Source organism: Acidovorax sp. KNOB132, assembly GCF_057541515.1.
Genome location: NZ_BAAJYT010000241.1, coordinates 1 through 5,479, shown reverse-complemented (window position 1 = coordinate 5,479; position 5,479 = coordinate 1). Strand labels below are relative to the sequence as shown.

The 5,479-nt window shown below is 71.8% G+C and carries 1 protein-coding gene and 2 pseudogenes; all 3 read left to right on the top strand.

All coding sequences use genetic code 11. The features are described from left to right. Positions 1-738, top strand: a pseudogene (locus tag AC27IO_RS19905) (bacteriophage T4 gp5 trimerization domain-containing protein); the annotation flags it as partial. A 153-nt stretch (positions 739-891) separates the two neighbouring features. After that, positions 892-4,260, top strand: coding sequence for a DUF6531 domain-containing protein (locus AC27IO_RS19900; protein ID WP_498740368.1), 3,369 nt, complete (start codon positions 892-894; stop codon positions 4,258-4,260). A 479-nt stretch (positions 4,261-4,739) separates the two neighbouring features. Then, positions 4,740-5,327: pseudogene (locus AC27IO_RS19895) on the top strand (RHS domain-containing protein); the annotation flags it as partial. Positions 5,328-5,479: the final 152 nt, after the last annotated feature.

The window sequence follows — 5,479 nt, the reverse complement described above, 5'->3', positions numbered from 1 at the left end:
CCGAGCAGCTGTGGCTGCATGCGCAAAAGGACCAGCTCACCGAAGTGGAGAACGACGAGGACAAGTGGTCGGCCGCGACGGCGCAAGACCATCGATCGGGACGAGACCAACGTCATCCACCGCGACCGCACCGAGACCGTGGACCGCAACGAAAAGATCACCGTGCACGGCTGGCGCACCGAGGAAGTCGATGGCGACGAGACCATCACCGTCCACTCCAACCGCACCGAGCGGGTGGACCACGACGAAAAGATCAGCATCGGCGACAACCGAAGAGAAGACGTCGGCATCGACGAGACGGTGAGCATCGGCAAGAACCGCAGCAAGACCATCGGCAAGAACGAGAAAGACCAGATCGGCAGCAACTGGACCATCCAGGTCGGGAAGATGAAAACCGAGACCGTGGGCATGGTGGCCCTGCAGAACGTCGGCATGGCCAAGATGATGAACATCGGCATGGCCTACAGCGTGAACGTTGGCATGGTGCGCAACGACCTGGTGGGCATGCACTGGAGCCGCAGCGTGGGCAAGGACGACAGCGTGAGCGTGGGCGGGGACCGCAGCGCGCAGGTGACGGGCGGCGACAGCCTGCAGGTGGGCAAGGCGCTGGCCGTGAAGGCGCAGCAGATCACGCTGGAGGCGGACCAGGAGATCACCCTGCGCTGCGGGGCGAGCACCGTGCGGCTCACGCCGGCGCTGATCGAAGTGCTGTCCAGCCTGGACAAGCTCAACTGCTGAGGCGGGCCGGCGGGGGCTGCCCTGCAGGGCCTTCGCGCGCTGGCGCGGCCCCAAACCCGATGCGATGGCCGGAAGCCCCGAGGCGATTGGCGCAAAGACTTACCTCTCCCCCTTGCCTGAACCTGGCAAACGATCCCAAGAAAGAGCGACAGCATGAGTGGCAAACCAGCGGCACGGCAAAGCGACATGACCCAAAAGGGCGGGCCGATCGTTCAGGGCTCGGCCACCGTGCTGATCGGCTCGGCGGGGGGCGTGGCGTGCTCCGTGTGCCCGGGCGGCATGGCGGTGGGCAGCCCCGTCAACCCGGCGCTGGGGGCCAAGGTGCTGATGGGCGGGGACGAGCTGGACTTCAGCCTGCCCGGGCCGATGCCGCTCGTGTGGCAGCGCCAGTACAGCAGCTACGTGAACGAAGAACATGGGGCGGCCTGCGGGCTGCTGGGCTACGGCTGGAAGCTGCCCATGGAGATCGCCGTGCGGCTGGAGGCTGGGCGCACCGTGCTGCTGGACACCGGGGGGCGGGCCATCACCTTCGGCGAGCCGCTGGCGCCCGGCGAAGCGCTGTACAGCGCCAGCGAAGACCTGTGGCTGATGCGAGGTGGCGGTGCAGGCAGCGCGTTGCCTGCCGGCGCGCCTGCCTCGCGCATCCCTAGCGAGCTGCAGCCCTGGGCCTGGCAGCCGCGCTGGGCCCACGTGCCCCAAGAGGCCCGGGCCGACGCGCGGTGCGTGATCGCCGCCTCGGGCAACGGCGGCGCCGTGTGGCTGCTGTGGCCGGGGGAGGACGGGCACCACCGTGTGGGCCGGGTGCTGGACCGCTTCGGGCGCAGCCAGCACTACGGATACGACGAGCACGGGCGGCTGGCCGGCATCACCGACGGCAGCGGGCGGCGCTATGCACTGCACTACAACCGGGAGCGGGACCGGGAAGGGGCCGCCGCCGCGGCCCCAACCACTGCCACTACCAGCGCCACCGCCGCCGCCACCGCCACCGCCCACCCGCTGCTCGGCCCGGACAGCGGCGAGCGCCTGACCGGCGTGGACTGCGTGCACAACCCGCTGGATGCGGCCTGCACCGGCCCGGGCTACCGGGTGGCGCTGGTGCGCTACCGCTACGACAGCGCGGGCGACCTGGTGGAGGTACTGGGGCGGGACGGCCAGCGCACGCGCGAGTTCGGCTACGACCGGGTGCACCGCATGGTGCGCCACCGGGTGCGCAGCGGCCCGCTGCACACCTACGTCTATGAAGACCAGGGCGTGGCCATGCCCCGGCCCGGCGCCCGCGTGGTGGAGCAGCACAACGAGCAGGGACTGTCGTACCTCTTCGAATACCGCGATCCCCCCGCCATCCCTCCCGCCACCCCGGCTGCGATCGGCGAGTCCGAGACGGACCCCGACACCCCAGTCCCCGACACCCTGCAGCCCGTGCCGCAGCCCATGCTGCAGCCCGTGCCGGTGAGCGAAGTGCGCGTGCGCGACAGCCTGAACCGGCTCACCCGCTACCACTTCGAAGGCGCGGGCGGAGACAAGCGCCTGGTGCGCCTCGTGCTGCCCGATGGCGCCGAGCAGCGCGACCGCTACGACAGCGCGGGCCGGCGCGTGGCGCACACCGATCCGCTGGGGCGCACCACCTGGTGGCGCTACGACGGCGCCGGGCGGCTGCTGGGCACGCAGCACCCCGACGGGCGCAGCACCCGCTATCGCTGGGGCGAGGCAGGCTCGGCGCAGGACGGCCTGCTGCTGCAGAGCGTGGGCCTGGGGGCGCTGCCAACCCACATGGACTACGACGCCTGGGGCCGGCTGCGGCAGGTGACCGTGGGCGATCCCCAGGGCCTGGATGCCCCGGCCCTGGCCACCCGCTTCGAATACGCCCCCCTGACCGCCGAGGGCGCCATCGACCCCGCCACGCAGCCCTGGTGCGACCAGCCCGTGGCCGTCATCGACGCGCAGGGCGGGCGCAAGGAACTGGCCTACAACGGCTGCGGGCAACTCACGCGCCACACCGACTGCTCGGGCCGGGTGCATGCCTGGCACTACGGCGCCTTTGGCGAAGTGCGCGAGAGCATCGATGCCCTGAACCAGCGCACGCGCTACCAGTACGACGGCGCGGGCCGGCCCACCCGCGTCATGGCGCCCGACGGCTCGCAGGTGCAATACCGCTGGGGCCCGAACGGCCAATTGCAGGCGGCCACGCACAGTGCGCAGCCCGTGGGGGAGGGGGATGCCGCGGGCCACAGCGCCCTGCCCAGCACCTCCGTCACCTACGGGCACGACCTGTGGGGCCGCGTCGTCGCGCAAACCCAGGCCGGCCAGGGATTCGCGCTGCGCTACGACGTGGCGGGCCGTCTGGTGGAGCTCATCAACGAGAACCAGGCCGTCACCCGCTTCGTGCACGACGTGCAGGACCGGCTGGTGCAAGAGGTGGGATTCGACGGGCGCGTGCAGGTCTATGGATACGACGCCGCCGGCCAGCTTGTGCACAAGAGCGACGGGCACGGGCAGGGCCACCACCCGGGCGTGCAGGGGATGGTTGAGCAAGGAATGGCCGGGCAGGGGACGGCCGCCCAAGGGCTGGGCGCCACCGTGAGGAGCCGCAACCACCACGATGCGGGCGGGCGCATCGTGGCCCGTGTCCTGGTCCGCTCCCCGGGCCTGCCAAGCGCGCAGGGCAACGACGCCAGCGCCCATGACCGCGGCGAGAGCCTGCAGATCCAGGCCTACGAGTACGACGACCGCGGCGCCCTCGCCGTGGCCCGCACGTGGAGCGCGCACCTGCCCTGGGTGGCAGAACAAGGCCGCGCCCACCCCCAGACCCACCCCCAGACCCACGTCCAGACCCACGTCCAGACCCTGGGCGAGCAATGGCTGGACGCGCCCGCCCCGCTGCTGCAAGCCCTGCTGGCCCTGGGCGCAACCTCTGCCGCACAGCCCGATCCGGCCCTGGCCGAAGCCGCGCAGCGCCTGCAGGCCGAGCGCCTCATCGCCGACACGCGCGTGGCCCTGGAGCGCGATGCCTTCGGGCGGTCCACGGGCGAGGCGCAGACCCTGTACCGGCAGGCGCATGCCGCGCCCCTGCTGGGCGGCGAACCAGAGCCCGAGTTCGAACACCGCATCGCGCACCGCCTGGGGGCGCTGGGGCAGCGGCTGGGCAGCCAGCTGCAGGGCCTGGGCGAGCTGGACTGGCTGGCCTACGGCTCGGGCCACGTGCACGGGCTGCTGCTGGACAAGACCCCGGTGCTGGCCATCGAACGCGATGCGCTGCACCGGGAGGTCGCGCGCAGCCTGCAGCTGGAGGGCGGCGCGCAACGGGTCCATGCCGCAGTCACCCAGACCCGGCGCCTGGACCCCATGGGCCGGCTGCTGCAGCAGGACTGGCAAGGCCTGCCCTCGGCAGGATTGGCGCAGGCACCGGGCCCGCTCGCCGCCCTGTCCGTGCGCCGCTACACCTACGACGCGCTGGGCCAACTGGTGGGCGTGCAGACCCCGTTGGATGCCACGCGCTACCACTACGACGTGCACCAGCGCTGATCGGCGTGGCGCATGCGGCCGCCGACGCCGTGCAGCAGCGGCGCTGGCGGCTCGATCCGGCGGGCAACCGGCTGCCGGACCCCTCGGGCCAGGACGCGGCCCCGGGTGCGGACCGCCAGGACTGGGCGAGCCAGGTGCAGCAGAACCTTCACGACCCGGGCTTCGATCTGCTGCAGCCGCAGGGCGGTGAGCGAGGCCGCGCGGGCGGGCCGGTGCAGCAGTGGCCGGGCAACCGCATCGGCTGGAGCAACGGCGGGGCCGGGGCCGGAGCCGGTGCGCAGGGGGGCACCCTGCAGTACCGCTACGACGCCTTCGGCAACCGGGTGCAGGCGCAGCACGCCGATGGGCGCACGCTGCGGCTGGAGTACGACGCGCTGCACCAGTTGGCGGCGGTGTTCGAGCAGGCGCCAGGCGAGCCGGGCTGGACGCCGGTGGCGCGCTACCGCTACGACGCGTTCGGGCGGCGTCTGGGCAAGACCATGGTTCGAGAAGGACATCAGGAGACCACCCACTACGGCTGGGACGGCGACCGGCTGGTGCACACGCAGGATGGGCAAGGCATCCGGCACACGGTGTACGAGCCGGCCAGCTTCGTGCCGCTGCTGCAGCTGCAGCGCAGGCAGGGGGCCAAGGATGCGGTGCAGTTGCTGATGGGCCTGGGCGCGCAGGCGGGCGAAGACGCCACGGATGCGGCGGACAGCTTCGCGGCCATGCCGCGGGCGCAGCGGGAGATGGTGCAGGCGGCGCTGAACACCGTGCTGGACCCCGCCAGCGGCGCGCAGGCACTGGCCCTGGTGCAAAAACACATGCCGCAGGATCTGGCGCAGGCCATGGCGGGCAGCGTGGGCCAGTTGCAGGCCGAGCGGCAGGCCCAGGCAGCGGGCAACCCGCTCACCATCCGGCACTACCTGTGCGACCACCTGGGCACGCCGATCGGGCTGGTGGATGGCAACGGAGAGAAGGCCGGCGAGATCACCTGGGCGGCCAGCTACGGCGCCTGGGGAGATGTGCAGGAGGAATACAACCCGCACCGGATCGAGCAGAGCATCCGGCTGCAGGGCCAGCAGATCGATGCCGAGACCGGGCTGCATTACAACCGCTTCAGGTACTACGACCCTCACCTGGGCAGTACATCACGCAGCGAACATCTCGGTCGCGAAGTGGCCCGAGCTGCCGATGCCAGCCGTTCCGGCAGTGATGCGGCCGGGCTCCTTGCGGG